This window comes from Psychrobacter lutiphocae DSM 21542, assembly GCF_000382145.1.
GTDB lineage: Bacteria > Pseudomonadota > Gammaproteobacteria > Pseudomonadales > Moraxellaceae > Psychrobacter > Psychrobacter lutiphocae.
On record NZ_KB907698.1, the window covers coordinates 1 to 1,372 of the forward strand.

Genomic DNA, 1,372 nt, shown 5'->3' on the forward strand with positions numbered 1-1,372 from the left:
ACATTCCAGTAGATGGTGTGGCTGCACTTGGTAACGCCACCCAAGCTGCCAACGTACCAACCGAAGGTACCGTCGGCTATACCGGTGATGCGACCTATCGTAAGCTGGGCTTAGGTAATGAGATTGAGTTTGGTACTTCTACGTTTACTGCCGACTTTGTCGCAAAAAATGTAAAAGGTGAATTGAAATTTGCTCAAGCTGGTAACATTGGTTTGACTGCTAACATTGATGGTAACCAATTCTCAGGAAGCGCAGACAGCAACAATGGTTATGCAACCGAAGGCGGATTCTACGGTGGTGATGCACAATACCTAGGCGGTGTTTACGAAGGTAACGGCGCTCAAGGTACTTATGGTGCCAAGTCGGATGCACAAACAGCAGCCGAACAAGCCGCCCTAGATGCACAGGCAAAAGCAGACGCAGCACAAGCGGCCATTGCAGAGCAGCAAGCAGCAGCAGATGCTGCTAAAGCCGCCGCAGAGAAAGCTCAGGCTGATGCCAAGAAAGCACAAGCAGCATTAGAGCAAGCGAAAGCGAATCTTGAAAATGCTGGTGAAGGCGGAGACGGTGGTCTAGCCGATGCCTTAGCCCGTGCAGCAGCCGCTGAGCAAGCCAAAGCCGCTGCCGAAGAGTTAGCAGACAAAGCACAAGCTGCTGAGGCCGCAGCTAAGGAAGCACAAGCAGCTGCTGAAAATGCCCTAGTAGCTGCCCAAGCAGCAGCCGACAAAGCAGTGGATGAGGCCAAAGCTGAAGCTGAGAAGTTAGTTGCAGAAGCTAAAGCAGAAACAAAAGCTGCCAACACAGCAGCAGAACAAGCCAAAGCCGAAGCTTTAGCCGCGAATGCAGCCGCTGAAAAAGCGAAGACAGATGCTGAAAACTTAGTTGCCGAAGCGAATAAACAGAAAGAAAAAGCAGAGGCAGATGCACTGCAAGCGAAGCAAGCAGCAGACGCTGCTAACAAGCTAGCCACAGCAGAGGAAGCCAAAGCGGACAAAGCACAGCAAGAAGCAGAAACGGCTAAATCAGAGTTAGCAGACGCACAAAAAGCTTTAGCAGAAGCAGAAGCTGCCTTACAAGCTGCCCTAGCTGGCGGTGGTGGTAACACAGAAGCGCTAGAAGCAGAAGTTAAGCGCAGAGAAAACGCGCTACAAGCTGCCAATGACAAAGCCGCAGCTGCCCAACAGGCTGCACAAGACGCCATTGCCGCAGCTGAGAAACAAGTAGCAGATGCACAAGCAGCACTACAAGCAGCCACTGATGCTGCAGCCGCAGCCAAGATTAAGAATGCGCCTGAGTCAGCGAAGAGCGGTGTACAAACTATCAATGTTGGTACAACAGCCGCTGGGTTGCCAAGCGACTTTACTGTGACCAC

The 1,372-nt window shown here is 51.7% G+C and carries 1 protein-coding gene; it reads left to right on the forward strand.

Annotation, left to right across the window (positions count from 1 at the left end; genetic code table 11):
- Nucleotides 1-1,372: transferrin-binding protein-like solute binding protein (locus H140_RS16100; protein ID WP_019674181.1), on the forward strand; the 1,372-nt coding region annotated here is incomplete at both ends.